Source organism: Paenibacillus sp. G34 (assembly GCF_056856875.1).
The window spans coordinates 4,656,446-4,682,815 of sequence record NZ_CM166469.1; the positions used below are offsets into that span (position 1 = coordinate 4,656,446).

The following is a 26,370-nucleotide window of genomic DNA, read 5'->3' on the forward strand; positions in this document are numbered from 1 at the left end:
CAATCGCTGTTATCCCCAGATTTTTTTGATTCCCTTTTCTCAAGGGAAAAATCCGGTGATAAAGGCGAGCACTCCGTTTTTCCAGGTTTTTTCTGTCCTCTCCGTTTTTGTGTAAATGAAATAGTTCAAAAAAAAAAAATCATATATCACATCTATTAATACATTGGAGGTATTCTCATGAAAAAACGTACACTTCTTGCCTTGCTGCTGATTCTCGTGCTGGTGATCTCCGGCTGCAATGTGAAAACCAAAACCGAATCGCAGGAGCAGAACCAACCTTCCGATACAACAGAGACTACAGCCAAAGCGGTAGACATCGAATTGCTCGCCATGAGTTCATCCGAAAATGATGTCAACATTATCCGTGATCAGTTGACCAAAAACGGCTTCAATGTGAAGCTGAACCTGCAACCGGATTACGGTAGCTTTAAGTCCCAGCAAGACGCAGGCAACTATGATATCGCATTGTCCAGCTGGACAACGGTAACGGGCAATCCGGACTATGCCGTTCGTTCTCTTTTCAAAACAGGCGGAGATTACAGCATCCTCGCGGATCAAGAGATCGATAAGCTGATCGATCAGGCCGCTACTCAGACACCTGATGAATACAAAGAAACGTATAAAAAGTTGGAAGACCGTTTGGTTACCGACCAAGCGTACATCGCTCCACTGTATATTTCCCTGAAAAGTCAGGCGGTGAACAAAGACATTCTGAATGTCGATACCGTTCGTCTGTCCAAATCCCGTGCCATGGCGTGGGAACCGATTGAGTTCAAAGACAGCTCCAAAAACAGTAAAGATCCGTTGATTCTGACACAAACAGCATCTGTACTGACTTCCCTTGATCCGATCAAAGGAAACGACGGTTCCATCAACCAAATCAATACCAATATGTATGTTCGTCTGGTGAACCTGACGGATGACGATCAACTGACAGCGGATGGATCGCTCTCACGTAATTTCACGATTGCAGATGGCAATTCCGAATACTATTTTGTCCTTCGTGACGATATCAATTTTGCTAAAATCGAAAACAAAAAGGCTGTCGATACCGGAGAACGTGTAGGCGCAGATGACGTCATCTTCTCCCTCGACCGTGCCAAAAATAAAGATTCCGTTCCGGATCACCGCACGTACAGTCTGCATGAACATATCAAACAAGCGGAACTCGTTACAGACCTGAGCGCACTGGAGTCAGCGAAACAATCCGGGGGTAGCGGAACCGTGCTGGAAGCTCTGAATCAAGGACTCGACAGCGATATCAAGGAACTGGTTAGCGATAAAAAACAAGCGAATAACGGTGCAGGCAAATATCAGGTGGTTAAGGTAACTACAACTGAACCGTTCCCGCAAGTGCTTAATTATCTGGCACACCAATCGGCTGGGATCGTATCCAAGAAACAAGTCGAAAGCATCAATACGTATGATGTCGCGTCCTTCGATGTGAACAAGGATATTCCTTATGGCGATCAGAACACCGTGACCGAGGGTGCCAATTATAACAACACACTTTATACAAGCGGCCCTTACATCCTTTCTTATAAAAATGACTACGAAGGCGTGTTCCTGAAAAACCCGGGATACCGCAAAGGTTCGGACTTCGCACCGAAGATTGATCAAGTAAACGTACGCTTCATTGCCGATGCAGACAGTGCTCTCTCAGCCCTTCGCAGCAGTGAAATCCACCTGTATTACGGTGTACCTGAGACGAAATACGATATTATCAAAAATGACAGCAAATTGCAGCTGCAAAGCATTCCAAGCAATGCCGTATCGTATCTGCTGTTCAACACAGCCAACCGTGAAGTGGCCAAGAGCAGTGATCTGAGAAAGGCGGTACTCTATTCCATTAATCAGGATGAGATTCTGCAATTCTACAAAAACAACAAAATCAAAGCTTACTCCACCGTAAGCCCGCTTGTACAAACCGGGAATGAACTCAAGGCTGATCCAGCCAAAGTGAAAGAATTCCTGGGCAAGTATAACGCGTCAAAATAATTGCCAGAACACAAAAGGCTGTCACCGATAGATCTCTGTTGATCCTGGTGACAGCCTTTTCCTATCTATCATTCCGGCACTTGGCAATCTGCCAAAATGTCGGGATAATGCCTCATGCTATCCGCTTCTGTAATGCTGCGGATCACTCTACACGGCACACCAGCTGCAAGCGAATGCGGTGGAATGTCACGTGTAACCACGCTCCCTGCCCCAATGACACATCCGTCTCCAATCGTGACGCCTCCGCATACTGTCACATTCGCGGACAACCACACATCATTACCGATGGTGACCGGTTTGGCATAACAGAGTGATTTCAGCTCACCATGTTGATTCAGCATCTGTCTCCGTTCACTCGCAATCAAAGGGTGAACAGGCGTAACGATAGTAACATTGGGACCAAAGCTAGCGTAGTCTCCAATCGTCACTTGTGCATCATCCTGTATGGTCAGATTGTAATTCGCAAAAAAGTGATGGCCGATCCGCGTATGCACGCCATAGTGAAAGAAAATCGGACCCTGCATAAATCCGCCGTCCCCCATCTCCCCCAGTAACTGTTGTACGATTTGCTGTCTTTCCTCCGTTTGTTCTTCAAAGGTTTGGCTATAACGCTGACTGAGATGATGAGCTTTTCTTTTGATGTCCTTCAGTTCCGGATCAGCCGGACTGAATAACATGCCCTTCATAATTCTCTCTTCTTCACGCATCGCGATTCCCCCTCATCTATAGATTATTCCTGCAAATCCATGATCGCCTGAATCGTTCGCAAAACACCATTTTCATCATTGGATTTCGTTATGAATTGCGCGGCACGTTTGGTATTCTCGCATGCATTGCTCACAGCAAAGCTGTATTCGGCAATAGCCATCAGTTCCACATCATTTTCGCCATCACCGAAGGACATCGTTTCACGTGAAGTTACGCCCAGCATCTCCTGCAATGTTTTGACCGTTTCACCTTTGTGCGTATGCAGTGCCGTAATATCCAGCCATCTCGGTTCAGAGTCAACAATATAGATTTGCCCTGCCATCGTCTGTTCTACATGTTTTCGCAGTGCTGTACAACGTCCCTGGGTATCGAATACCGTAATTTTAATAAAAGAAGTGCTGATACCTGCAAAAGAGTCCGTTTTGATGACCTGCTCATACGAGCCTTTCACAACGTCATACATCTCATCCGAAATGGAAGAATGCACATAAGCAGCATCACTTGCGCAAACGATAATGGTCATTTGGGGATCAAATGATTGAATTTCCTGAATGGCTTGCAATGCTAGTGCAGGCTCCATGCTAAACTCCCGAACCACCTGCCCATCCTTCTTGATTCTGGCTGCACTGTCCCCAAGAATCCAAACATCTTTTCCATGTTGGCCGAATAATTTCTCCACCCGTTCGCATTGCTTTCCGGTACATGCTACAAAAGTAATGCCTTTACGTTTCATCTCCTCATGAACTTCGTTGAATAACTCCATATCAAATGTTCCTTTACTGTTTAGAAACGTTCCGTCTAAATCGGTTACAACCAGTTTAATCATGATGTCTTCCTCCAATGATTCATTAGATTTATGGCAACAGAGATATATGGAACAAGTCTTGAAGAATTTTCGCACTCCACTCCTAAAAAATATTCATGAAAAATCTTTATTAATATGTTATTAAAATATATTTATAAACATTGTTTATAAAGTGTATTGAACTCTCCCTTTGCCATAATAGAATCGTATTCCGTGTAACTGGTTCCATGTCAACAAGAAGTTTTTGGACAAATTCGCAGACTCACTCTAACAGATGAACTGAATCCAAAAAAACACAGAACTTGTGCTGCGGATTATAAAGTTTCAGAACCAATCGAGGACTTCAAAGCTTGAAGAACCACTCCCCTTAACCCTGCCTCAAAATCTTCCTGGAACGAGTTCTGATGTACAATCTCAGGCAATGTTGCCATAACGTGCTGCTCTGTGTACTGTCTCCACGCTGAATCCAGCGCTTCCCTCTCCACACGCTCCTGATAGATCACAATCTGATGTGGGGCAATAACAGCATTAACCGTTTGCAGAATCCGGCAAACCTGTTCTGTGAAATCCTCTTTGCTCATTTCCTTCTTCCAGTCCGGGGAGTAAGGAAGATATTTAATTTCACCGAACATCCCGTTTTTGCCACGAATGATTTGTCCGTTCAAAACCATGCCCATGCCCGGCGGATAACGATTTGGAAAATAAATGCCTGCCACATCCTGTCCCTTCGTATCCATATGATGCTGTGTGTAGTATCCGCTAATCGCTGCATTTACATCATTCTCTACCAGAACGTGGATTTGGAACTCACTCTCGATCTCACGAATCAGACTGGAATGAATAAGTTCCTCATGACTGCTCACCGTAATGTTACCATCCACAGCCTGTCCTGGAATCCCCATTCCAATGATATGGATGGAAGGATACGCCGCAACGAGACGTGCAATGAGTTGCAGCACATGCTGTTTATCAAAAACAGGCAATATGCTTTCTTCCTTCAGTACAATTTCATTCTCCAGATTAATAACCGTAGCCGAGATCAATTCCTGGCCTTTCATTTCTTTGATGGACAAGACCAACGCAAGCTTAAAATTGTAATTATATCGATAGGCCTGAGCAGGACGCCCGCCGTTGGATGGAATGATTTTATCCTGAATCAGCTCTCCGCCATCACATAAATCCTGAATCAGCGCGTTAATGGTAACCACACTAAGTTTGGTCCGTGACGCAAGTTGCGGCTTGGTTGCCGTCTTGATCTGCTGCATAACTTCACGCACTATATTCAAATTGATGTGTTTCATCATTGTAGCGTTCGCTTTTTTCATAACCCTCTCGTTTCTACTCTGGTTCAAAAGACCAAAGCAATCGTATTCATGTTATCGTACTCCATATCATAACATAATACATTGCTTCAACACATGGTGCTCATTCAAACAGATCATCAATGGATCGCACAGGTTTTACGTCTATTGGCTGTTTGGACACAGCCATATTCACATAAACACCTACCCAGATGATAATAGCCATAATGACATAAGCCATCTTTCTCTCCTCCTTAATTCTTGTGTAATTGTTGTGGTCTCACGACTAAGCGATTGACAATTTCTGCACAAACGAGCATAAGAATAAGCAGCAGCAGAACAACGATTGGAAAAGAAGCCGTCCCTGCTTTTGATGCCAGCAATCCAAAAAGCGGTGGAAGCAATGTGGTTCCGGTATAAGCAACCGCCATCTGATAACCCATGAGTCTGGCTGCGCTCCTTTTACCAAACCTGGTGGGGGTCTCATGCAAAAGTCCAGGATAGATTGGAGCCAGACCGAGGCCGATCAGCACCAAACCTCCAGCAGCAAACCCGGAAGACAAAGGCAGCAATAGGACAATTCCGCCGATTATGGTAATCCATTGACCGTACCGTATAAGCAGCAGGTTAGATACCTTTAAGGTGAGAAATCCTGTAATGAGCCTTCCGAATGTGATCCCCGCATAATAAAGCGAAACCCAGCCGGCAGCCACTTCTGCCGAAATATTTCTTGTACCAACAAGGTAACTTGCCCCCCAGAGTCCAACGGTCATCTCAACCCCACAATAGAACAGAAAAGCAAAAAGTGTAGGTTTAACTCCTTTTATTTTCAAGAGCTTTATCCTTAAACCCTCGTCCGCTTCATGCTCCTCATTGCTGTTCAGCCGATCCGGGGGCTGGCGGGTCGCAGCCACACGTTTCCACAATGGCAAGGTAAGCAAAAGCACAATGACCAGACTAAATTGAATACCGGCAACGACTGCGTAACCACCTCTCCAGGAGTGCTGACCTGCAATAGAAGCTGCCATGATGAAAGGTCCCGCCGTTGCACCTACACCCCAGAAGCAATGTAGCCAGTTCATATGGTGAGCCTCATAATGTTCTGCCACATAATGATTCAACGCCGCATCTACCGCACCCGCACCCAGTCCAAGTGGAATTGCCAGCATAACAAACCAAGTCAGAGAAGGCGCCAGGGAAAATCCTAGTAGAGCCACCGCTGTAAGCAAGCAACTCAGTAATGTGATGCTTCCTGTACCCAGTTTGCGAATCATACGACCGCTTGCGAGACTGGAGACGATCGTTCCAGCGGCAACAATCATGGATACAAGCCCGGCTGCTCCAACTGAAGAACCGATCTCAGGCCATATGACCGGCCATGCTGAACCCAGCAGAGAATCCGGGAGCCCCAAACTGATGAATGCCAAATAGATAATCAATAAAAACCAGGTTGCCAACTGCATTGCCCCTCTCATGATGCGATTATTTTCCGCCGTTTAATAAATATACTTTATAAAGTTTATATCGTAAGTATGTAGGCATCATTTCTTCTTGTCAATATGAAAAAAATGGACTTACCATTTTAACAAAGCAGCGCCTCGTCCTCTGATCATATGGTGTATCTTCGTTGTATGTCGGGCAGCAAAGTAACCATCTGAATGCCCAATCCCCAGGCAAAATAGAACAAATGGATGAAGGACATGGTCTGAATAATATACACCTGCACGATGATCCAGATGAGCAGAGCATAGCCCGTGTACAAGGAAAACGTCCACGCCCAGTAGCGTTCGGGATAAAGATTCATTTTCTCCGTCAACGGCCAATGAATTCGTCTCAGAAGAGCAATGCAAATAACGATAGGGAGTACACCAAGGACTAGTAACAAGATCATTCCAGGAATTAAAAAATCGGAAAAAGGAGAGCGTTCCAGTAGAGAAACAGGCATATTCAACAATTTCCCCGATGGGTCTAAGATCAGCATGAACCCTCCGACCACTGCCCCAAGTCCCAACAAACCATGCATCGCTGCAAGAAGATATGATCGCTCTCTCATTACGAACCGCTCCCTTCGTATTCTCTGTTTGCGCAGGCCATTGAAATGAATAAACAAACTTATTGTTCCATCCTCTCACAAACAGGGGAATAAACCTGTGCTTATTTTCACTGGCAGAGTCAACCTAATCAATACGAATGCTTTTAGATGGTAAAACTTGATAAAAGAACGTATGTTCGGTATAATGTTTTTATATACTGAATGAGCGAGGCATAATACTATGGACGACAAATTTATCAAGGAATTACGTAAGATTAGCCGCGACGACAGACGCCGATCCGAGTTCATGATTCAGGGCATGAAGGAAACATTACAAGAACGTAAAGAAGAAGGTTTGTTGAAGCGATGGATGCGGCGGCGAAAAACGAAGAAAAACATCTCTGAACGATTTAGCTCCGATTCGTCTTCTAGTCATCAATAGATAATAGAGTTCAAAGCAAAAGAAGGAGGCCTATTAAGCCTCCCTTGATTCACTACATATATTTTATAATGTTAAAGTAGCTTACATTTACGTTTTGGTCTACAGAACTTTAAGGCAGGATAGCAAATGAGCGCACAGGGAAGCCAGATGCCTTTTCCGCTTTTGGAACGATATTGAAAATGACAGCTCCTGTAGCTGGAACCTGATCGAGGTTCGTTAACAGTTCGACTTGGTATGTATCCTGTGCAAGCACATAATACTCTGCTAATAGGGCACCGTTCTTCTGATAATCTACCGCTGCATCTGTATCAAACGTTTCGTGGCCAATGGCTTTAATGTCCCGTTCTTCGAACAGGAACTTCAATGCAGCAACAGACCAACCGGGTGCATGGCTGTTGCCATCGGCATCCTTGTTGTCAAAGTCTTCATGGTTCGGCCAGCGTTTGCTCCAATCGGTTCGCAAAGCTACGAAACTACCTGCTTCGATCTTGCCATGCTCTCTCTCAAATTCAATAATATGTTCTACTTCCAAGATGAAATCGGGATTGTTTTTCACTGCAGCAGACTGATCGATGACTACGAGTGGCAGCACCAGCTCTTTGAGTCCCAGTTCGTCCAGGTAACGCGTATCTCGCACAAAATGAATCGGTGCATCCAGATGGGTTCCGTACTGACCAGGAAATTTGAAGCTTTGAGCGAAGAACCCTTGATCATGATTAAACAGCGTCTCAAACTCCGCAGCAGCAAAAGCAGAAAAATGTGGAGATGCCGGACCAAAGGTATGTGTCAGATCTACCCACTTCTTTTCTTTCAACAACTGAATGGCTTGAATAAGTTCGTTAGTCATCCGTTTCACCTCATATGCAGTATGGAAACAATTTCCCCTATTATATCTCAACGCTGCACATTGGTGAAGAAGCTGATTTAATTTGTTAGAAGGACAATACAAGTCTTCTCCTTACCTAGGACATGGATTCTTTACATACTGCTATATAAAAATAAGAAAACTCCGTGGTGATGAGGAAGAAGATATCTAAAAAAGTGAAGAAAAAATGTAGAAAAGACTGGCGGCCGAGCGTTTTAAAAGTAACTTTTCAGCATTCTAATGGTTGTAAAGTCCACAAATGTTTAATAAAATAAAAGTAAGACAAAAATAGGAATAGCCCGGCCAGGCTACTCCTGCACAGCTTTTGTGGTGGGATTACCTCCGAGTGTTGCACAATCAGAAAAAGTAACCCGCACTTCGGCTCGCAACCTGTGGCGGGTTACTTCCTTTTACGGTCAATGTACGTCAGGAGCGCAATAACAAACGTCGCGAACATGAGAACATCGGAAAAAGCGAAGTTCATAGACATCACCTCCCACTGGAGGCTAGTCTATACCCACCACAAATTGGATGTACAACTTAAATTATACCAGCATATGGATGCTCAGACGAGTGTCTTTTTTGTTTATCATTTAATAGATAAGAGGACCTCTGAGATTTCAGAAGTCCTTTTTTTAAGTTTTTTTGAAATTAATGAGGTTGTTCTCCGGTATAGCATCATGATGAGTTCTAACATATTCTTTTCCATCTGGACTGGTCACCATTTCTAGATATGTTTGCAAAGCGCTCTCAAAAGTAAAAATTCATATCGTCCAGTACCCATCTGCGCTGAAGAGTATGTACTCACCATAATGCATTGATCTTTGACCGCTCCTATAGTCTGTAAACTGCATATAACCAAGCAAGAAAGACAAAAAGCCACTCTCTTGTATAGAGAATGGCTTGTGGTTTTAGATTAAGAAACGTTTGTTGCGGTATATTACCCATTTTCTCATTACGATCTTCGGCTCACCCGGGCAACTCACCCATTTCCAGATTAATCCGCGGTAATGACCAGTTTGCCCCGTGTATGGTGGGATTCACTTTTTTCGTGAGCATCACGCAAACCTTGCTCAGTCAGCGGATACGTCTCATCAATGATCGATTTCAGTTTTCCGGCAGCCGCTAGCTCAGCCAACTGCTCCAGTTGATCCCCTTTTGGCTCCATCATGAACACGTTACCCTCCACGCCAGCTTCCTTCGCCAACTTCTCATCCGGTTGTTGTACCAGAGATACGAGACGTCCTCCAGACTTTAACACCTTGAAGCTGTCTCGCTGGATGTCACCGCCCATCGTATCCAGCACGACATCATAGTCTGAGAGGATCTGCGAGAAATCTTGTTCCTTATAATTAATGAAATGATCTACACCCAACGAGCGTAGTAATTCTTCGTTCGCTGCACTCGCGGTGGAAGCCACTTCCGCGCCCAACGATTTGGCAATTTGTATGGCATATGTGCCTACTCCACCGGCACCGGCATGTATAAGCACCTTTTGTCCTTTGCCCAAACGACCATGATCGACAAGTGCCTGCCAAGCTGTCATCGCGGCGAGTGGAATCGCTGCTGCTTCCTCAAAGCTGAGTTGCTCGGGAATGCGAGCCACGATATCTGCATCTACAGCAACATATTCCGCATAGGTGCCGAATTGACGTGGACGGGCGAATACGCGGTCCCCTTCTCTGAAACGAGTCACGTTTGATCCCGCTTCAACCACGGTACCTGCTACGTCACCGCCCAGAATCATCGGCAGCTGATCCGCTGCTTCTTTCAAGTGACCTTGTCTTATTTTGAAGTCAACCGGATTGACTGATGTGGCATGTGTGCGAATCAATACTTGATTCACACCGCATGCCGGTTTTTGTACTTCCTTTTCCTTTAATTGTTCGGGTCCGCCAAATGCTTCAATGACAATAGCTTTCATGTTGAATCCCTGCCTTTCATTCAATGGAATGACATGTGATGGGTTATTCTCATACTCTTCTCTATTTATGATTACCCCATTCATCGGTTCACTTGACCTGAAGTCACCGCATTTTCATTCCATAAATCAGGGCACGTTATCATAGCTATTGAATTTTTCGCAAAAATCGAAGAACCGCTTCCTCCAATTGCCTCAGACCCGGTTGCTCTATCGGAAAATGACCTGCTCCCTCCAAAATGACACACTCCTTCGCCACGGTCAGACGATCAAAAAAAGATTGACTGAAGTGTAACGGAGTCATCGGGTCTATCTCAGGATGAACCAGCAAAATCGGGCACTGACTGAATTGATCCGGGCTCACTTCTGGTGTTTTATTCAGGAAAGTTCTTAATAATTCCAGAGGAACAGACGTAGCCGCCGCCTGTGGATCATTCATAATGAGACGGGTTAGATCTTTGTTGTTCGTAATCAGATCCATTCGAGAAACCCGTTTAACCGAGATTCGTACAGCATCTAATACGCCAGGGAAAAGGTCCATCATGCGTTTACCTACGCGACTGACGAACCGATTCGGAGCAATCTGATCACGCATATGTGCATCACTCGTATCTACAAATGTTGTTGCGATCAATCCCTGCACATGTTTGTTCCTTACACTGGTATGATAGGCCAGCATTCCTCCAATGCTACTACCTATTACAACGAAAGGTTTGCCGTCTTTCTCATACTCCCTCTCTATAAGGGCATCTAACAGTGTGATCCATAACTCATAGTTCAACCGCGTGCCATTCAGTGCGTAGCTTAGACCGTATGGCGGCAGATCAGGTGATATGACCTCGTATCCATGTTGCTGCATCATTCGAGCATAAGGAGCGAGTAACCTGCCATTCCCCCCGGCGCCATGAATAAACAGTATTTTGACAGAGGATTCTGGCACAGGAAATCTGTCCATATGAACATGGACTCCGTGGCTTTCCCACCAGTCCTCTTCCGGGAAGTTGTTTTCATCCAACCTGACTTCTTCGGGAAAAAAAGTCTGATACTGCTTCCAATATAAATGTGTTGTTCTATAGGATGGCAAGCTTTCTCTCATATGTACGCTCCTTTTTCTACATCAAAAAAGCCGTACGGTGTACGACTTTAAGACTCATCTATGATCATACTTATTTTGATGCCACATTACATTTAATCCGGGAACTGCACGTTACCCGGTACGATATATGCACCGCCTGATCCATCGTTTGGCAGAGCCGGAATGGAATCATACACCACTTTACCACGAATATCGGTGATCCGAATACTTAATTCTTCCTTACCTAATCCCGTGCCAAGGAAATGGTTATAATCCTGTTTTTCGAGATTAAGCCATGAGCCGTCCTTCTGCTTCACTTCAAACTTCAGCACAGGATATTTATGATGACGGACTTGAATGGCTGCCCACCACTGACTGCTACCTTCCTTGATGCGATAAGATACGTTCCCTTCAATCGGCGCTTTGACCACCTTCCAGCTGATATCGATCTTCCCTGCTTTGGGATCTCCAATCTGGTTAAACGCATTCGGTGAGAGATCCAGAGCACCACTGGCTCCTTCCGGGTATAAATCCGTTACATAAACCACAGTTTTCCCTTTGGGCCCCTGTACTTCAAGATAAGCTCCAGCTAAAGCAGCTTTGACACCATTATAATTAAGCTGGTATGGATTGAGTGCGGTAATCTTCATGTCTGCTGGAATCGGATCAAGCAGTACAGCACCACCCGAGTAACCCGATCCCGTGTACGTAGCATAACCTTGATATGTATCATTCCAAGCAGCAGATGCAGGTAAAGCAAACAAAACAAGACCGAGAAGTATACCTGTGGCAGACCTTCTGAAACGCTGGAATCTACTTTTCTTGCTCATTGTGTTATTCCCTCCCTATCATTTTGGCTGTGATTCTAAATATTGTTCTTCATTGTCATAGACAACGAATAACATTATTTTACATAATTTTTAAAATATTTAAATGTATTTTCAGAAAATCACATCTAAAGTCCTGCTTATCACACATAAAAAAGCGCCGCACCTTGAGAGAAATTCCATTCTCCCGTAATGTGCGACGCACTTCTCTTACCCTTACCCCGTTTCCTTGCGTTTCTCCCGATTCCGGAATCGTTCAAACCTCGCATACAGGCGAGGAGACTCTTTCGTCAGAATTGGTCCCAGTACAGCCAGAATCAACACGTATAGCACAGCAAAGGATTGGATGGAAGCCATCAGACCTCCGGCCTTACCGATGTTCGCCATGATGATCGAAAACTCCCCCCGAGAGACCAGTGTAAAGCCCACATTTAAAGAGGCCTTGTTCGACACTCCCGCCATTTTACCTGCGATCATACCTGCACCGAAGTTACTCAGAATCGTCAGCACGACAGCAATAAGCGTCATCCCTACAGCTCCACCGAGGGAGGATGGCTCAATGGTCAGGCCAAAGCTGAAGAAAAACAAAGCCCCAAAAAAGTCTTTGAACGGCATAATCTGCTGCTCAATTCGGCTGACATGCCTGGATTCCCCAAGCACAAGTCCAATCATTAACGCACCAATCGCCTCAGCGACATGCAGAGTTTCCGAGAATCCCGCTACGAGGAAGAGCAGTGTCATGATCGTAAGCAAAAATAACTCCGAAGACTTAATGTTCAATGCCTTATCTATATATTTAATACTCTTCCTTCCGATAATGAGGAACAGTACAATAAACAGCAAAGCCGAGAGAGATACCAGCAGCACACTTCCAAATGAAGTTGCTCCGCTAAGCACAAGTCCAGTCAGAATGGAAATATGAATGGCAATAAACAAGTCATCAAACATAATCATGCCCATAATAATTTCCGTCTCCGGATTCGCGGTACGTTTTAAATCCACAAGCACCTTGGCTACAATAGCTGTTGACGAACTGGTCATGATCCCACATACGACCATGGTTTCCTGAAGTGGCAGATTCATGAACCAGCCAAGCAACAAGCCTGAGACAAAATTGAGAGCCACATAGAATATGCCACCGGTGAGAATGGCTTTCCCCGATTTTAATAACCGTGAGACCGAAAATTCCAATCCCAGATAAAACAATAAAAATAAAATTCCCAGCCTGCCCATAAATTCAATAAAAGACGAGCTTTCGATAAATCGTAAATCCACAATGCCAAACTGTGGTGCATGCGGTCCAACGGCCATACCGACCAGAATGTAAAATGGAATAACCGAAAATCGTAGTCGTGCAGATATTAATCCCGTAAGTGTAATCAGCGCAATGGCAACCCCCACTTCAAATATGAGCATATCCATACGCTACATCCGCCCGTCGGTCAACCATTGTTTGAGCTGCTTGAGCTGTTCACGTTCACCGGCAACAACAATTGTCGCTCCACTGGTGAACACATACTCTGGCCCAGGGTTGAATTGTTTCTGTTTCTCTTTGTCAACAGCCGCCAAGATTGCCACACCGGTAACCTGACGGATGTTCATCTCTCCAATCGTCTTTCCAATGCAAGCCGCATGGGGTTCGATACGTAGCCACTCAATCAGCAGCCCTTCCAGCATAACTTCCCGTTCGTTCTGGAACTGAGGTTTATACGTCATGCCACCGACTATGGCAGCTACGGCTCTTGCCTCATCATCGTCAAGGGTCACCAGAGAGACCATATCTCCGAGATCTTCCGCTTGATCTCCGGATTCCATATGGAACAAATCACGCCGCTCATCATTATGAACCACGATGACAAGATGCTCCCCGCTACGGGTGTGTAGCCAGTATTTACGTCCAATGCCTGGCAGATCCGTTTCTTTAAAGTGCATGATTCGCACCTCCCTGAGTCAAGCCTTGCAGCGGATTTTGTTTCGCCTCATCAGCCTGCTCAAGCTCCTGCACCGGCTCTGAACTTTGTTCAAAAGCCCATTGAATGTCCGCTATACGTATTTTCATGGAACCCGAAGGCGTAGAGATGGCTCTCACTTCCCCTTTATTCCCCAGTAGAAGTTGACGTCCCACAGGAGAAAGGAATGAAATCTGTCCTTCGTCCGGGTCTGCTTCCTCCGGCATAACAATGGTTAACTTATCCGAAGTATGAAAATCAACATATTCCAGTTCAATCTGACTGCCAATCAACACTACGGAACTCAGAGACTCATCCGGTCCAGTGAGCAATTGCTCGACTCGTTCTGTATAGGCCATCAATTGTTTATCGAGCTGTACACGCTCGGGATTACGCACGTCAAAATAAGCGTCAAGAAAAGTTCTTTTCTCTTCGCCCAAGATCAACAGCTGACTCACCAGCATTTCTCTGCAATTGTCAAGTGGAGTCCTACGGTTCATAGTAGATTTCACCTCCTATACACGCCTTGTTCTCCACGTTGATTCGCTTGTTGTTTTCCATCATCATCCTGTTGTCCTCCTTTTTATAATAAAAGAGCCCCGATCACGAGCCCTTCTTACCATCTTACCAAAATGAAATTATTAATCCAATCAATTCTGCTAACTTGGGTTTTAATTCTATACTTTGGGTATATTATCCAACATTCCACGATATTCTTTACATTTAATGATAGATCTATAGAACATTTTAATTGCCTCATAAAAAACATTTTATGGATTTTTGTCTCGTATTTTTATTTCCTTTCCTGTATATTTAACTACAAACTTTTATGCAAATTATACAAATAGGTATCTACAGACTTTAACACGATAAAGGAGTGCATTGAAAAAGTGTCCACGATTACTAAAGAAAGTTCAACGTCATCTCAAGCTACTACTGCCGCAGCATATGTTCATTCCGTCTATGAGTCAGTTATCGCGAGAAACCCAAACGAGAATGAATTCCATCAGGCTGTTAAGGAAATCCTGGATTCACTGATCCCCGTCATCGAAGCACATCCCAAATACAGAAACCACAGTCTGCTAGAGCAACTTGTTGAGCCGGAACGGGTTATTACGTTCCGTGTGCCTTGGGTCGATGATCAAGGTAAAGTTCAGGTGAATCGCGGCTTCCGTGTACAATTCAACAGCGCGATTGGTCCCTACAAAGGCGGACTTCGTTTCCACCCCTCGGTATATTCGGGCATTATTAAATTTTTGGGCTTTGAGCAGATTTTCAAAAACGCACTGACTGGCCTGCCAATTGGCGGCGGCAAGGGCGGTTCTGACTTTGATCCTAAAGGAAAATCGGATCAGGAAGTGATGCGTTTCACGCAAAGTTTCATGACAGAGCTGTACAAATACATCGGTCCAGACGCAGACGTACCTGCGGGTGATATTGGTGTAGGTGCTCGGGAAATTGGTTACATGTTTGGTCAGTACAAACGCATTCGTGGCGGTCATGAAGCAGGTGTATTGACAGGCAAGGGTCTGTTGTACGGTGGAAGTCTCGCACGTAAAGAAGCAACGGGTTACGGCTGCGTATACTTCGTTAATGAAATGCTTGAATCCAAAGGTCTAAGTTTCAAGGACAGTACCGTTGTAGTCTCCGGTTCCGGCAATGTATCCATCTATGCCATCCAGAAGGCCCAAGAGCTTGGTGCTCGCGTTGTGGCGTGCAGTGACTCCGGGGGCTACATACATGATCCACAAGGCATTAATCTGAATACGGTTAAACGCCTGAAAGAGGTTGAGCGTCTGCGCATCAGCGAATACGTCAAAGAACACCCGCATGCGACGTATACCGAAGGTTTCGAGGGTATCTGGTCTATCCCTTGTGATATCGCACTGCCGTGTGCAACGCAAAACGAAATCGATGAGCAAGCAGCGAACCTTCTAGTTCAAGGCGGTGTCAAAGCCATAGGTGAAGGCGCAAATATGCCGTCCACACTGGCTGCCATTGATGTATTCCTTGGTGCTAACGTGCTGTTTGGCCCTGCAAAAGCTGCGAACGCCGGCGGTGTAGCCGTGTCCGCTCTTGAAATGTCACAGAACAGCATGCGGTTGTCCTGGACATTTGAAGAAGTTGATGCCAAACTGCATGACATTATGAAAAACATTTATAAAAGCTGCGTAGAAGCGGCTGAAGAATACGGCTGCGAAGGCAACTTGCTTGCTGGAGCAAACATTGCTGGTTTCCTCAAAGTAGCCGATTCGATGATTGCCCAAGGCGTAGTGTAACTCCTTTTTTACCGCATTTTTTAATGGTTCATACAAAAAGAAGCCTTACCTTCTCATGCAATGGTCGTCTAGCGGCCATGCAGAGAAGAGGCTTCTTTTTTGTACGATGCAATCTATCGTGCAATATCCTTAACCTAACGAGCTTTCGCCAATGCCTTGGTGCGTTCTAGACATGAACACATCCACTTCATCTTCATGATCGACCGTAAATCCGAATCGTTCGTATAAACGCTTCGCCGGACTTCCTTGCAACACGTTTAAGATCACTCTTCTGCCGCTGACTGCTTCCTGTTCAAGCAACATGTTAAGCACCTTTGTGCCTAGTTTCCTGCCCTGATAATCCGGATCAATGTAGAAGTGCTCCAACAAAAACTCTCCATCTCCCGGTTTTAATGACACACATCCGATTAAAACGCCGTCCAATTCCAAAATTTGTGTATGTTCCGGCTGGAATGTATTTCGAAAACGCTCCCTCACCCGAATCTCGTCGTATCGACCCAAACGTGTCAAATCATCATATAACACCACGGCCCGTAAATCCGCAAGCTGCTCCCGATCTTCCCGGGTAGCTTGACGTATCTTGAATTCATTCATGTTCCGCTACCTCCATACGTGGTAAGTCCATATTTTCTCTTGCTTTAATACTGTTTTCAAAGATGAGCACAGAACTATTCTATATACTGAAGGCTCCGAGCATCAAATAATCTAAATGAGTTCGCTTTAAAAAATCATGAGCCAGTACGCCATCAATTTTTATGCCCAATCAATCCAGCATAATAACTATGAACTACGTCTCGAAAGTTTTTGCAAGCATGAATACGCCTGGGAATTATATTATATTATCTTACTGAATAATAATGTAGAAATATATTTGCCAAGAAGAAATCGTAAATTGTTGAATTCGCTTATCAATTGAATAATAGCGATAAGACAAATCTTCTAGGAGTGAGATCGAATTCAAATTCAGAAGAAAATAATCATAATCAGGGGTCGGTTACATAAGCGGATTCCTATTATTTATTCTTTAGCTAGTTGGGAACTTCTTAGAGAAGAAAACAAATTCTGCAATATTGAAGAAAACAAAGAATTTTGCAAGAACCATTGACCAATGGTAGAATAATCCATATGATTACCTATAAAGAGTAAAAGTTATAAATAATGGTTTTTTATAGATGGAGGTGGAATCTTCCTTGAATATCGAAAATCAACAAACTATCCGTTCTCAGTTGTTAAACTACATAGATCATAATCAGTTACTTATATATCATTTTGCTGAGAATTCTGGTATAAATTCTGGAACTCTTAGTCGCTTCATCAACGGTTCTCAGCCAGTTCCGATTAATGCACTTGATAAAATGACATTAACGATGGGTTTAAAAGAGGGCACTTTCTATGATTTATATGCTGATGAGCTGCTACTCGATCCATCAACAGATTGGAGAAGAATACGGCCATTTCTGATTAGGTGCTCGCAATTAAACAAGTTATCTTGCATTGAAAAAGTTGTTGATTTTATGCTGGAGAAGTCTTACTATATTTCTTCTTTATTTGATTTTGCCGAGTCTCTTTATGAGGAAGGTAATCTCTCTGCTTCACTCATCATTTATAGAAGAGTCTCTGAAGAAGAACGGTACCAACATGCAGAACGATTGGCCATATGCCAGTATAGGATTTTCAAGGCATCTTTAGGTGATGATCAGCAATTCAACTACGAACTTGCTCTTGTATTTGAACCGTTTGTTACAAGGTTGAGTGAAATAGAGCAACTTGATGCCCTGAAAGATTTAGCTAACTTGTATGTATCCTTACAGAAGTGGAAGAAGGCAAAGCAACTGAGCTCTGAAATGGGCAGGATAGCTAGAGTACTATACGATCTAAAACATAAACGGAAAGGGAATGAACTCAACCGAACAGAACCCAGAAAAGCTTTATTCGGATATATTCTATATGCCCATGTAATATTAGGGACAGTTGCTGAAGAGGATGGGAACTATGAGGAAGCATTCTTTCATTTAGATAAATTTGAGGACCACAGTTGGATCGTTGAAACTGATGAAGAGGCTGAACAAACGAAAAAACAATTTTTAATTTGGGCAAGTGCTAACCGAATGCTTTATAGAGTGATGACAGGGGAAACTGGCCTTATCGATGATTATATCAATTCCTTAGCAAATAATGATAATGAACTACTTATAGGACTATTCAAGGTTGTTAAGGCAGCACTAAAATATTCTTATAACATAGACCACATCATAGATCGTTATCAAGACGTGATTCAAAATCAGATCAATTCTCAAAAAAAGGTAGGATCATACACTTCCCAAGTTATTAACGATGGATTCGTTATCCTCTTGGCTGATTTAGCCGAATATTATAAAAATTCTAATAGACCTAGTTTTGGTATACTCTATCTGTTAGATAGTTTGGCAATCTCTGCTAAGATAAATAATGATCGTTACTTGATCAGATGCTTTTGTTTGTTCGAAGGAATGAGGCAATTAGCCACAGATGATGATCTAGATAGATTCAAAGCAATTTTGAGGGAGGTAGAATGAGGTACATGAAGAAGTTGACTGTCATTTCTTTTGTTGTAGCTTTAGCCATTTTAGTATGTACACCATTTAATCAGGTATCGGCCGATAACAATGATCCTAAACCACCAACAGATGTAACCGCTGTTAAAGCGAATGGACATGGTGCTGGCGGCTGGTAAAAAAAGATTATAATCTTCAGAACCTCCTGATTGGAGGTTTTTTATTTTGAGTTTTTGTATATCTACTAAATTAGTAAATTTAAATAGAAGTGGTTAGGATTAGTATAGAGGTGATTGATTTGTCAAGTAACTCTATCAAAGAGCAATTGGAACACGAACGATCCGTTTTGTATGAACTAGTTAGTTCTTACGGGATAGGCCACCCATTGGTGATCAAACAATCTGAATTATTAGATGAATTAATAAATAAACACAGTAAGACACAAATTCCTACATATACAAAGAGTGAAGATGAATAAGTAGCATGGTATCAAGCACCACGAAATTTTATAGTGTAGTTGTTCAATGTTGCATACAACTTTCTGATCGATAAGTCTACTAAGTTTCTTACCCTGCATAGATCTTATTATTCAATTGAAGTGACTTCCTTCCAATGGTAAAGTGAACATGACATGATTTATCGGTACATTTGAATTTAAATTCAATTTTTTCTTGATGATAAGGAAGTGTGTATGTTGTCTAACCATTCTTTAAACCCCAGTGAGAATCCTCATCTGCAAGCAGACTGCGAGCAGTGTTACGGGTTATGTTGCGTGGCCTTGCCTTATGGGAAATCCTCGGATTTCGCTTTTGACAAGTCCAGCGGCACACCTTGCCCTAATCTGCGGGAGGATTACCGATGCAGTATCCATACCCAGCTTCGGCAGAAGGGCTTCAAGGGTTGCACCGTCTATGACTGTTTTGGTGCAGGCCAGAAGCTATCACAGATTACGTATGCGGACAGAAGCTGGCGTACTCACCCCGAAACGGCCCGTGAAATGTATGATTGCCTGCCTGTACTTCGTCAAATTCATGAACTGATCAGTTACATGGGAGAGGTTATGATGCGGCCGGATACGTCTTCGCTGCATGCCTCACTTGAAAAAGTCTATCCAGATGTAGCGCGTCTGAGTGATCTGGAACCGGCAGCTCTGCTGCAACTGGACATCACGAGCCATCGCGCAAACGTGAACACCTTGCTAATTCAGGCTAGTGAGATCGTACGCAGCGGCGCTCCGGCAAAAACACAAGCTCAAGGTAAGGCCAAAGGCAAGAAACGCAGCGGCATGGATTTTCTGGGGGCTAATCTGCAAGGAGCAGACCTGAGAGGTGCGAGCTTCCGGGGCGCGCTCATGATTGCAGCAAATCTGCGTAATGCCGATTTACGAAATGCCGACTGGATTGGTGCAGACCTGCGGGATACGGAACTCGGCGGAGCCGATCTGCGAGGCGGGATTTTCCTGACACAGTCTCAGCTGAACGCTGCTATGGGAAACGCGGATACCTTGCTACCTGACCATTTAAGCAAACCTTCTCATTGGCGTTAGAGGCGCACAACGCAAATAGCACGTCCTTCCACCGAAGGACGTGCTATTTTTATACGCATATTACAGACTAAGATTACAGCAAGTCACGGCGCAGATCCGCAGCCGATTTCGGAGAGAGATGGCCGAGCGGGATATCAAATACCGTCTTCGCACCTTTGTGTCCTTCCTTGCTCAAACGCTGTGCTGCACGGGCATACGCCACAAGCACACTCGCGGTGAACTCCGGGTTGCTGTCGAGCTTCAGCCCAAATTCGATAATTTGTTTCTGCCCGTTACCTGTAATTCCGCTGCGAATGACGAAACCGCCATGCGGCATACCTGCATGCTCGGATTTCAGTTCTTCTTCACTGATAAAGGTAACCGTCGTATCGTAATCTGAGAAATAGTTAGGCATATTCACAATCGTTTCACGAATCTCATCCTGGTTCGCACCTTCTTCTGCCACAACAAAACATTGACGCAGATGTTTCTCGCGTGTGGACAATTCCGGAGTTTCACCAGAACGAATACGGTTAATCACTTCTTCCACAGGTACCGTATATTGCACACCGGCTTTAACACCCGATACACGACGAATGGCATCGGAGTGACCCTGACTAACCCCTTTGCCCCAGAACGTATACTCTTTTCCTTCAGGCAAAATAGATTGTGCCAGCAGACGATTCATGGAGAACAAACCTGGATCCCAACCTGTTGAGATCACGCTTACATGTCCGCCTTGCTCAGCCGCCGCATTCACAGATTCAAAGAACTCAGGAATCTTTGCGTGGGTATCAAAGCTATCTACCGTGTTAAACAATTTAGCGATCACAGGAGTCTGTTCCGGCAAATCCGTCGCAGAACCCCCACACAAAATCATGACGTCGATTTTGCCTATGTACTGCTCAGCCGCAGAGATATGCTCAAAGCGAACTTCTGTACCTTCAGCTACCATCTGTTCTGGATTACGACGTGTAAATACAGCAACCAGCTCTAGATCATCATTCTGGGTAATTGCTTTTTCTACACCTTTACCCAAGTTACCGTAACCTACGATACCAACTTTAATCATGTTTAATCCTCTCCCTGTCTGAATCTTTTGTCTATAAGTCTATCTAAGGATATAACATAACATGTAACTTGTCAGGTTTCCAGATGTAAATCAAAAATACCTTGCAGAGGGACAGCTTTAACGCTGTACCACCACAAGGTATGGGTAAATAAACAACTTCATGAATAAAGATTCTGTTTTGATTGAATTTCCAAAACAAATGCTTCTCTATCCACGATGTAACTTCTTAAGATTCAGACCAAGTTAACGTAAGTTCAACGACACCTTCCTGACTCGCCAGTGCTCCACCGATCAGAGACCAATTCTGTTTTGTGTCCGGTTCGGTCCCTTGAATAACAATATTTTTTTCATCAATCAACTGTCCTGAGTCTGCCAGCTTCTTGTCTGCAAAATAATCTTTGTACAGTTTCGATACTGTCTTCATGTCCTGTTCCGTGGTAAAGATCATCATTGCTGACTTCTTCCCTTCATCCTCTCCAGAAGTCGCTGTCGTAATCTTGGCATCGTCTGGTAATGGGAAATCTTTAGGCAAGTGTTCCGGCATGCCGTCCACCGCACTACTTTCACCTTTATTTGCAGATGATTCCGAAGTTGCCGGCGTGGATGCGGCTCCTGTATCTGTACCTGTCGCTGCTTCGCTTGTATTTTCTGTGGCAGCTGGCTCAGCAGTTCCAGATGTTGCCTCACTATTTACTTTTTCAGACTCACCTTTGGGCTCGTCAGCAGCACTGCTGCACGCACTTAAAGCCACCATCATAGCCAGCGCAGCGCAGGCCAGCAGAACTTTTTTCTTTTTCACCATTAGAAATCACTCCTTCTAGTTGTTTTATGTTGTCATTCTCCAAATCACTTTCTTACATCTGAAGTATGCTTCTGTATGCTGATTGCACATTCCTCCTTCGTTTAGTCGAGCTCAGTGTCTGCTGCTGTGTAACGGATACAGCTTCTATGGTATGTTAATCCAAATGACTGATAACGATAACACCGTCAAGGATATCAGACAACTTACTGCAAGTATGGATAGGAATCGGGTGAAGACTTTGAACTTTTTCAACCAACCCTCCTCCTTCTGTTTACAGGTTGTTTACGCTTGAACTGCTTGAACCATTTCATATTTTTCACACGGGATAGACCTATACTTTTGCCCGTTCTGTATTAATGAACCATTCAACTTATAATATATGTATGTTTCAATCGTACCCAAGAAATGGAGGGATTGAAACAATCCGGAGTCCAGTCCTTTCCCCAACCAAAGTCTAGTTCCTCTCCCCTACCTCTAAGGCACAGTATGACGTAAAAAAAAACCGCCCGCATCCCTTTTTCGGGATACAAACGGTTGTCAGGTTCTACTTGCTTGCTAAGTATGTGTTCTCACAGTTTCAGCTTAACGCCTACCGGGCAATGATCACTGCCCATGACATGACAGTCGATATAGGCTTCGGCTACTCTTGGTGCAAGCTGATTGGACACTATAAAATAATCAATGCGCCAGCCCACGTTCCGCTCTCTGACCTTAGGCATATACGACCACCAGCTGTACACATCGGTTTGATCTGGATGCAAATGACGGAAACTGTCCACATATCCTGACGCAAGCAGGTCGGTCATCTTGCCGCGCTCCTCATCCGTAAATCCGGAGTTGCCCATATTCGGCTTCGGGTTCTTCAAGTCAATCTCTTGATGAGCCACGTTCAGGTCCCCACAGATGACTACAGGTTTCGTCTGCTCCAGTTGCAAAACATACGACCGAAAGCGGTCTTCCCACTCCAAACGATAAGGCAGCCGAGTCAGATCACGTTTGGCATTAGGTGTATATACATTAATCAGATAAAAGGCATCATACTCCAGTGTAATCATCCGTCCTTCCGGCTCACTGTCTTCTTCCATACCGTAATAAACAGACAATGGCTTGATGCGGCTGAATACAGCCGTGCCGGAGTATCCTTTTTTGATTGCATAATTCCAGTACTGATAGACGTCTTCGCCCAAATCCATCTCGATCTGTCCAGCCTGTAATTTCGTCTCCTGAAGGCAGAAAATATCGGCCTCGCTTTGATGATAATAATCCATAAATCCTTTATTCACACACGCTCGAAGCCCATTCACATTCCAGGACACCAGCTTCATATTCTCATCTCCTCACATCTCTCCAATATAACATGAGCCCAATTCACGGGACAAGACATCACATGTTGGGCATGAGGATTGGGATGGGGAGTTGAATCTGTAGATGAATATGGGGATGAACACGGAAATGGAAGACAGTGGCTAGTTGTCACTCTGCAGCTTCGAGAAGACAGCCAGATCAACGTATCTGCCCTTCTCATACTCATGCTGCCGTAGCAGACCTTCCTGCTGGAATCCCAGCTTATGCAGTAGACGAATGGACGCCTCATTTCCCGGGTCCACCTTCGCTTCAATTTTGTTTAATTGCATCTGATTGAATCCAAATTCCAGCACAGCACGAGCAACCTCAGTCATCACACCTTTGCCCCAGCACGATGAAAGCAGATCATAACCGATCTCTGCGCGATGATGTTGCTCTTCGTAACCCAGATATCCACATGTTCCAATCACTTGATGAGATTCCTTATCTTCAATCATCCAGCGTAGACCCGTTTGTTCCTTGAAAATCTTCTTATACCAGCTCATCTCATCCAGCGCATCCTGTTCGGATTCGAAGGGCGTGAAGGGCATATATTCGACGACAGTCTCATCGGAGTACAGTGCCAGCAAATCCCCACTGTCACTGTCTATTGCTTCACGGAGCACAAATCGCGCTGTCTCCATTTGCGGAAAGTTGTCAAATGCAAATAATGTATTCATACGTATTCTCCTTTAATTGCGATGTATCTTCCAATTATGTATGTTATAGTCCCTCTGCTATTTTACTACGTTAAACTTCATGTAACCAAGTCATATCATAAAATGATTACAATGAGATAAGAAGAGTGAAGAGACCATCCCCTAACTAATCGGGAATGGCCGAGAGTGGTTTATAACTTATTTTATATCATTTCGGTTTAACGGTTTAATAGATATGTGCATTCATTCTTCAAGATAAATGCCATCTATTCATTTTAACGCATCGTTTTCACAAGTGATGCTATGTCTTGTTCGCCATAACCAGCTTCTATAGCTTTATGAAACATGTTTTGCAAGAACAACGGAAACTCGTTATTCATATTCTTCTCACGTGCCTGTTCCATGAGCAGCCCCACGGTTACCATGGACATTTGAAGAGAACTTTGTGGATTTTCATATTTGGAATGTTGAATGACCTCGCCTTCGTATTGAAGAATGGAGCCGATCATAGGCGAAACTCCAGCAATCATAGAACCGAAATCATCAATACGCAAACCATCGGACTCCAGAATTCGTGATGCGTGGAAGAAACCCAGATAGGACCCAAACAGATAGGATAGGAATGCCAGGTCGATTGAAGCAGCCGCGCTAACCTGTTCTCCGTAATAAGGTACCTGACCTGCTAGTGCACCGAGAACCGGCTTTACTTGATCAAAAGCTTCCATCGATCCAGAAGTGAAGATGGTTGCATGAGATCCTCCGATCTGGGTAGGCGCAGCGGCTATTGCTCCATCTATATATGTAGCCCCATGGGTGTTTGCCCAGATTTCCTGCTTTTTGGCCTGTTCAGGGCTTCCTGTAGTAAGTTGGATGAGCACTCGCCCCGACAAGGCCGCATGTACATCGTCTACATCCAGTACGTCATATGAAGTCTGATAATCAGACACACAGATAATGGATATTTGACTAGCACGAATGGCTTCAGCTGCCGTAGACGTGAGTACCGCTCCTTTTTCAACAAGGGAATCTGCCTTTGTCGATGTACGATTCCAGACGGTCACCTGATATCCCTTTTCCAGTAATGTTTGAGCAATAGCTCCCCCCATCGCTCCTAAACCAATAACCGTTACTTCATTCATTATTATTCCTCCCCAAGTGTCTGCATTACGCATTGAAGGCAAGTCGTCTTGACTTCGAAATTAAGCATAATAGATAATAGTGACAAGTAATGGCATGATTATAAATTAAATCTAGGGAGTATATATGCACAAAGCACAACGGCTTGTTCAGTTAATCATGATAGTGAATGAACGCAGAACGTTTACCGTACAAGAACTGGCAGATGAGTGTGGAGTATCACGTCGAACCATGATTCGTGATTTAGCAGAATTAAGCGAACTTGGCGTCCCCCTTTATTCCGAGGTTGGTCCTAACGGTGGTTATCGTGTTTTAAGAGAAAAGGTGTTGCCTCCCATCAGTTTTACGGAGTATGAAGCTATGGCTTTGTTTTTTGCAGCTCAATCGTTACAGAACTATAAATCTCTCCCTTTTAACAATGAAGTACAAAGTGCGTTACGCAAGTTTTTCCACTATTTATCCAGTGACCTCAAACATAAAATTGAACGCATGCAGCAACGACTCACATTCTGGGTACCACTGCATGAACTAGATGTTCCCTACTTGAAGGAGATACTGGATGCAGCCTTGGAACAGAGAATCATACAAATCCAGTATCAAGCGAACGATACACAGGATCGACTAATTCAACCCCTTGGTTTGTATACAATGAATGGTTTATGGTATTGTCAGGCCTACTGTTTTCGCGCAGTAGATTATCGTGTATTTCGGGTTGATCGAATTAGCGGACTGCAATGTGAAGTGGATCAAAGTCAAAAAGTAGATCTGACTGGAGAGAACATACAAGGATGGATCATGAGAAATGATGAGGAAACTCCACTAGAGCTTAAAGTGTTACTGTCAGCAGAAGGCGTCCGAAGATGTCAATCTGATGTGTGGTTATCGCAGTCCATAAAGGTTAACGAAGATGGCTCAGGAACAATCCACGCTCAGATGGCCACGAGTTATACTCCATGGGTGGTCAGTTTCTTTCTCAGCCTGGGAACAGATGCCCATGTGACGCATCCCCCACAGGTTCGTGACCAGATTCGCACCAAGTTACAAGCCATGGCTGCACAGTATGGGAAATGAAAAACAGCCTGCTAAAAGCAAGCT

The 26,370-nt window shown here is 44.2% G+C and carries 26 protein-coding genes; 8 read left to right on the forward strand and 18 right to left on the reverse strand.

What is annotated here, in order from left to right:
* The first annotated feature begins 177 nt into the window (after positions 1-177).
* Entirely contained in the window at positions 178-1,998 is a 1,821-nt protein-coding gene (locus AC1VYS_RS21155) for an ABC transporter substrate-binding protein (protein WP_482911336.1), read from the forward strand.
* A gap of 68 nt (positions 1,999-2,066) precedes the next feature.
* On the opposite strand, the gene AC1VYS_RS21160 is transcribed toward AC1VYS_RS21155, so the two are convergent.
* The 5 genes from AC1VYS_RS21160 to AC1VYS_RS21180 all read right to left on the reverse strand — a co-directional run bounded on the left by AC1VYS_RS21160 (position 2,067) and on the right by AC1VYS_RS21180 (position 6,865).
* Entirely contained in the window at positions 2,067-2,705 is a 639-nt protein-coding gene (locus tag AC1VYS_RS21160) for a sugar O-acetyltransferase (protein ID WP_482911337.1), read from the reverse strand.
* 23 nt (positions 2,706-2,728) lie between these two features.
* Complete coding sequence (locus AC1VYS_RS21165) at positions 2,729-3,532, reverse strand: HAD-IIB family hydrolase (protein WP_482911338.1); 804 nt, start codon at positions 3,530-3,532, stop codon at positions 2,729-2,731.
* 293 nt (positions 3,533-3,825) lie between these two features.
* Positions 3,826-4,812: an ROK family protein gene (locus tag AC1VYS_RS21170; protein ID WP_482911339.1), complete on the reverse strand. Its 987-nt coding sequence runs from the start codon at positions 4,810-4,812 to the stop codon at positions 3,826-3,828.
* A 254-nt stretch (positions 4,813-5,066) separates the two neighbouring features.
* The gene (locus AC1VYS_RS21175; protein WP_482911340.1) at positions 5,067-6,269 is read right to left on the reverse strand and encodes an MFS transporter; all 1,203 of its coding nucleotides are present in this window, start codon (positions 6,267-6,269) and stop codon (positions 5,067-5,069) included.
* A gap of 152 nt (positions 6,270-6,421) precedes the next feature.
* Positions 6,422-6,865 carry a hypothetical protein gene (locus tag AC1VYS_RS21180; protein ID WP_482911341.1) on the reverse strand — a complete coding sequence of 148 codons (444 nt, stop codon included), beginning with the start codon at positions 6,863-6,865 and terminating at the stop codon, positions 6,422-6,424.
* Between the two features lie 220 nt (positions 6,866-7,085).
* Between AC1VYS_RS21180 and AC1VYS_RS21185 the strand changes: the two genes are divergently transcribed.
* Positions 7,086-7,286 (forward strand): hypothetical protein, encoded by a 201-nt coding sequence (locus tag AC1VYS_RS21185; RefSeq protein WP_441924375.1) that lies wholly within the window; start codon positions 7,086-7,088, stop codon positions 7,284-7,286.
* A 109-nt stretch (positions 7,287-7,395) separates the two neighbouring features.
* Here AC1VYS_RS21185 and AC1VYS_RS21190 read toward each other — a convergent pair whose 3' ends face one another.
* The 7 genes from AC1VYS_RS21190 to AC1VYS_RS21220 all read right to left on the reverse strand — a co-directional run bounded on the left by AC1VYS_RS21190 (position 7,396) and on the right by AC1VYS_RS21220 (position 14,423).
* Positions 7,396-8,133, reverse strand: coding sequence for a cyclase family protein (locus tag AC1VYS_RS21190; RefSeq protein WP_482911342.1), 738 nt, complete (start codon positions 8,131-8,133; stop codon positions 7,396-7,398).
* Between the two features lie 1,015 nt (positions 8,134-9,148).
* Positions 9,149-10,099, reverse strand: a complete 951-nt coding sequence (locus AC1VYS_RS21195; protein ID WP_482911343.1) for an NADP-dependent oxidoreductase — start codon at positions 10,097-10,099, stop codon at positions 9,149-9,151.
* A gap of 121 nt (positions 10,100-10,220) precedes the next feature.
* Positions 10,221-11,168: an alpha/beta hydrolase gene (locus tag AC1VYS_RS21200; protein WP_482911344.1), complete on the reverse strand. Its 948-nt coding sequence runs from the start codon at positions 11,166-11,168 to the stop codon at positions 10,221-10,223.
* 92 nt (positions 11,169-11,260) lie between these two features.
* Entirely contained in the window at positions 11,261-11,977 is a 717-nt protein-coding gene (gene exlX, locus AC1VYS_RS21205; RefSeq protein WP_482911345.1) for an expansin ExlX, read from the reverse strand.
* A gap of 213 nt (positions 11,978-12,190) precedes the next feature.
* A complete protein-coding gene (locus AC1VYS_RS21210; protein WP_482911346.1) occupies positions 12,191-13,396 on the reverse strand; it encodes a cation:proton antiporter in 1,206 nt (401 codons plus the stop codon).
* Positions 13,397-13,399: 3 nt separating this feature from the next.
* A complete protein-coding gene (locus tag AC1VYS_RS21215; RefSeq protein WP_441924391.1) occupies positions 13,400-13,906 on the reverse strand; it encodes a cation:proton antiporter regulatory subunit in 507 nt (168 codons plus the stop codon).
* Positions 13,896-14,423, reverse strand: coding sequence for a GreA/GreB family elongation factor (locus AC1VYS_RS21220; protein ID WP_482911347.1), 528 nt, complete (start codon positions 14,421-14,423; stop codon positions 13,896-13,898). The genes AC1VYS_RS21215 and AC1VYS_RS21220 overlap by 11 nt, the downstream gene beginning before the upstream one ends.
* A gap of 390 nt (positions 14,424-14,813) precedes the next feature.
* On the opposite strand from AC1VYS_RS21220, the gene gdhA reads away from it, so the two are divergent.
* On the forward strand, positions 14,814-16,202 hold the full coding sequence (gdhA, locus tag AC1VYS_RS21225; RefSeq protein WP_482911348.1) for an NADP-specific glutamate dehydrogenase: 1,389 nt from the start codon (positions 14,814-14,816) through the stop codon (positions 16,200-16,202).
* Between the two features lie 129 nt (positions 16,203-16,331).
* Here the strand turns inward: gdhA and AC1VYS_RS21230 are convergent, their stop codons facing one another.
* Positions 16,332-16,796 carry a GNAT family N-acetyltransferase gene (locus AC1VYS_RS21230; RefSeq protein WP_482911349.1) on the reverse strand — a complete coding sequence of 155 codons (465 nt, stop codon included), beginning with the start codon at positions 16,794-16,796 and terminating at the stop codon, positions 16,332-16,334.
* Positions 16,797-17,392: 596 nt separating this feature from the next.
* On the opposite strand from AC1VYS_RS21230, the gene AC1VYS_RS21235 reads away from it, so the two are divergent.
* The 4 genes from AC1VYS_RS21235 (at position 17,393) to AC1VYS_RS21250 (ending at position 20,282) form a co-directional block, all read left to right on the forward strand.
* On the forward strand, positions 17,393-18,757 hold the full coding sequence (locus AC1VYS_RS21235; RefSeq protein ID WP_482911350.1) for a helix-turn-helix domain-containing protein: 1,365 nt from the start codon (positions 17,393-17,395) through the stop codon (positions 18,755-18,757).
* Positions 18,758-18,762: 5 nt separating this feature from the next.
* Positions 18,763-18,915 (forward strand): hypothetical protein, encoded by a 153-nt coding sequence (locus AC1VYS_RS21240; protein WP_482911351.1) that lies wholly within the window; start codon positions 18,763-18,765, stop codon positions 18,913-18,915.
* 110 nt (positions 18,916-19,025) lie between these two features.
* The gene (locus tag AC1VYS_RS21245) at positions 19,026-19,214 is read left to right on the forward strand and encodes a Spo0E family sporulation regulatory protein-aspartic acid phosphatase (RefSeq protein ID WP_482911352.1); all 189 of its coding nucleotides are present in this window, start codon (positions 19,026-19,028) and stop codon (positions 19,212-19,214) included.
* A 213-nt stretch (positions 19,215-19,427) separates the two neighbouring features.
* Complete coding sequence (locus AC1VYS_RS21250) at positions 19,428-20,282, forward strand: pentapeptide repeat-containing protein (RefSeq protein WP_482911353.1); 855 nt, start codon at positions 19,428-19,430, stop codon at positions 20,280-20,282.
* 73 nt (positions 20,283-20,355) lie between these two features.
* On the opposite strand, the gene AC1VYS_RS21255 is transcribed toward AC1VYS_RS21250, so the two are convergent.
* From AC1VYS_RS21255 to AC1VYS_RS21275, 5 genes are all read right to left on the reverse strand, one after another.
* Positions 20,356-21,333: a diaminopimelate dehydrogenase gene (locus tag AC1VYS_RS21255; RefSeq protein ID WP_482911354.1), complete on the reverse strand. Its 978-nt coding sequence runs from the start codon at positions 21,331-21,333 to the stop codon at positions 20,356-20,358.
* A gap of 226 nt (positions 21,334-21,559) precedes the next feature.
* Positions 21,560-22,135 carry a hypothetical protein gene (locus AC1VYS_RS21260; RefSeq protein WP_482911355.1) on the reverse strand — a complete coding sequence of 192 codons (576 nt, stop codon included), beginning with the start codon at positions 22,133-22,135 and terminating at the stop codon, positions 21,560-21,562.
* Between the two features lie 569 nt (positions 22,136-22,704).
* Positions 22,705-23,460 (reverse strand): exodeoxyribonuclease III, encoded by a 756-nt coding sequence (locus tag AC1VYS_RS21265; protein WP_482911356.1) that lies wholly within the window; start codon positions 23,458-23,460, stop codon positions 22,705-22,707.
* 141 nt (positions 23,461-23,601) lie between these two features.
* Complete coding sequence (locus AC1VYS_RS21270; protein WP_482911357.1) at positions 23,602-24,159, reverse strand: GNAT family N-acetyltransferase; 558 nt, start codon at positions 24,157-24,159, stop codon at positions 23,602-23,604.
* Positions 24,160-24,413: 254 nt separating this feature from the next.
* Positions 24,414-25,277: an NAD(P)-dependent oxidoreductase gene (locus AC1VYS_RS21275; RefSeq protein ID WP_482911358.1), complete on the reverse strand. Its 864-nt coding sequence runs from the start codon at positions 25,275-25,277 to the stop codon at positions 24,414-24,416.
* Positions 25,278-25,401: 124 nt separating this feature from the next.
* Between AC1VYS_RS21275 and AC1VYS_RS21280 the strand changes: the two genes are divergently transcribed.
* Entirely contained in the window at positions 25,402-26,346 is a 945-nt protein-coding gene (locus tag AC1VYS_RS21280; protein WP_482911359.1) for a helix-turn-helix transcriptional regulator, read from the forward strand.
* Positions 26,347-26,370 lie beyond the last annotated feature (24 nt).

What these genes read in the sequence shown, in the direction of transcription:
- AC1VYS_RS21170 (WP_482911339.1), bottom strand. Translation starts at nt 4,812, where the DNA reads ATGAAACACATCAATTTGAATATAGTGCGTGAAGTTATGCAGCAGATC.
- AC1VYS_RS21215 (WP_441924391.1), bottom strand. Translation starts at nt 13,906, where the DNA reads ATGCACTTTAAAGAAACGGATCTGCCAGGCATTGGACGTAAATACTGG.
- AC1VYS_RS21190 (WP_482911342.1), bottom strand. Translation starts at nt 8,133, where the DNA reads ATGACTAACGAACTTATTCAAGCCATTCAGTTGTTGAAAGAAAAGAAG.
- AC1VYS_RS21255 (WP_482911354.1), bottom strand. Translation starts at nt 21,333, where the DNA reads ATGATTAAAGTTGGTATCGTAGGTTACGGTAACTTGGGTAAAGGTGTA.
- AC1VYS_RS21260 (WP_482911355.1), bottom strand. Translation starts at nt 22,135, where the DNA reads ATGGTGAAAAAGAAAAAAGTTCTGCTGGCCTGCGCTGCGCTGGCTATG.
- AC1VYS_RS21240 (WP_482911351.1), top strand. Translation starts at nt 18,763, where the DNA reads ATGAAGAAGTTGACTGTCATTTCTTTTGTTGTAGCTTTAGCCATTTTA.
- AC1VYS_RS21210 (WP_482911346.1), bottom strand. Translation starts at nt 13,396, where the DNA reads ATGGATATGCTCATATTTGAAGTGGGGGTTGCCATTGCGCTGATTACA.
- exlX (WP_482911345.1), bottom strand. Translation starts at nt 11,977, where the DNA reads ATGAGCAAGAAAAGTAGATTCCAGCGTTTCAGAAGGTCTGCCACAGGT.
- AC1VYS_RS21275 (WP_482911358.1), bottom strand. Translation starts at nt 25,277, where the DNA reads ATGAATGAAGTAACGGTTATTGGTTTAGGAGCGATGGGGGGAGCTATT.
- AC1VYS_RS21270 (WP_482911357.1), bottom strand. Translation starts at nt 24,159, where the DNA reads ATGAATACATTATTTGCATTTGACAACTTTCCGCAAATGGAGACAGCG.
- AC1VYS_RS21155 (WP_482911336.1), top strand. Translation starts at nt 178, where the DNA reads ATGAAAAAACGTACACTTCTTGCCTTGCTGCTGATTCTCGTGCTGGTG.
- AC1VYS_RS21185 (WP_441924375.1), top strand. Translation starts at nt 7,086, where the DNA reads ATGGACGACAAATTTATCAAGGAATTACGTAAGATTAGCCGCGACGAC.
- AC1VYS_RS21265 (WP_482911356.1), bottom strand. Translation starts at nt 23,460, where the DNA reads ATGAAGCTGGTGTCCTGGAATGTGAATGGGCTTCGAGCGTGTGTGAAT.
- AC1VYS_RS21180 (WP_482911341.1), bottom strand. Translation starts at nt 6,865, where the DNA reads ATGAGAGAGCGATCATATCTTCTTGCAGCGATGCATGGTTTGTTGGGA.
- AC1VYS_RS21230 (WP_482911349.1), bottom strand. Translation starts at nt 16,796, where the DNA reads ATGAATGAATTCAAGATACGTCAAGCTACCCGGGAAGATCGGGAGCAG.
- AC1VYS_RS21280 (WP_482911359.1), top strand. Translation starts at nt 25,402, where the DNA reads ATGCACAAAGCACAACGGCTTGTTCAGTTAATCATGATAGTGAATGAA.
- AC1VYS_RS21160 (WP_482911337.1), bottom strand. Translation starts at nt 2,705, where the DNA reads ATGCGTGAAGAAGAGAGAATTATGAAGGGCATGTTATTCAGTCCGGCT.
- AC1VYS_RS21200 (WP_482911344.1), bottom strand. Translation starts at nt 11,168, where the DNA reads ATGAGAGAAAGCTTGCCATCCTATAGAACAACACATTTATATTGGAAG.
- AC1VYS_RS21165 (WP_482911338.1), bottom strand. Translation starts at nt 3,532, where the DNA reads ATGATTAAACTGGTTGTAACCGATTTAGACGGAACGTTTCTAAACAGT.
- AC1VYS_RS21250 (WP_482911353.1), top strand. Translation starts at nt 19,428, where the DNA reads ATGTTGTCTAACCATTCTTTAAACCCCAGTGAGAATCCTCATCTGCAA.
- AC1VYS_RS21220 (WP_482911347.1), bottom strand. Translation starts at nt 14,423, where the DNA reads ATGAACCGTAGGACTCCACTTGACAATTGCAGAGAAATGCTGGTGAGT.